Raw genomic sequence first — 902 nt, 5'->3', positions numbered from 1 at the left:
TGCGGGCTACAGAGCCGCACTTTTAGTAACGTGAATCAAAACATAGAGGTTTTTGCATCACTTTGGGGGTATTTTGTTCGGCTACAAGCATGATGGGTGGTGTGGAGGTTAGAGACCTCCGGCTACCCGATTATATGTACATTATTTAAAAAACGCTAGAACTAACTGTAACAAAACCACAGCGCCCATTAAGTAGATATTAAATGATCTAAACTTTTCGAATTTAGTAATTTTTTCATCTGCTAGCGTTGAAAAGAATCCTGTTTTAAGTGATTCAGTTAAGTTTGCATTTGTAACAGACCGCTTAGAACCACCCATAGAGTTATGGGATAACTTTTCCCATTCCTCAGGGTAGGCTGAAGATAAATATTTACACATATCTTTAAATTTTTTTATTTGAACAAAAACAAGCATAGATATAATAATTAAGGGAATAAAACTTTCCATGTATCTGAAACCTCCTGTACGTATAACAGATTAATAGGCGGATTTATTGCGTGTTTAAACACGGAATTTTTCTGTCTATCGTGATTCTTAATTTCGATAAAATACTCTTGTTTTCTCTTTTTATCAAAGACTTTAATAAATATTATAAGATTTTTTTGTGTGATAGACGGAATGATTCCGTCTATCAAAGACACATTTACAATCTTGTATTCAATGGTGGGGTTTTCTTAATTTTATATTTTGTTCGGCAAAAGCGAGCAGACTTAGTTATTTTGTACGGCTACCCGATTATGTTGTTTTTACTGTATTTCGAAATTATCGTATGCCTTAGTAGCATTTATACAGTATTCAAATACTTTCGTTGACTCAAACACAGGAGATGTCAACGGAGTTTTAGCATGTGGATTATGATAAATATGTAATGTTAAACTATCCCCCTGTGTCAGGATTGTTGT

General features: G+C 33.8%; 1 protein-coding gene. It reads right to left on the bottom strand.

The window, feature by feature from the left end; genetic code table 11:
* Nucleotides 1-141: 141 nt before the first annotated feature.
* A complete protein-coding gene (locus CJF42_RS26200) occupies nt 142-447 on the bottom strand; it encodes a hypothetical protein (protein ID WP_095369399.1) in 306 nt (101 codons plus the stop codon).
* Nucleotides 448-902 lie beyond the last annotated feature (455 nt).

Source organism: Pseudoalteromonas sp. NBT06-2 (assembly GCF_002276045.1).
Classification (GTDB): domain Bacteria; phylum Pseudomonadota; class Gammaproteobacteria; order Enterobacterales; family Alteromonadaceae; genus Pseudoalteromonas.
The sequence above is the reverse complement of the archived record's forward strand: the minus strand, read 5'-3'. Positions and strand labels throughout refer to the sequence as shown.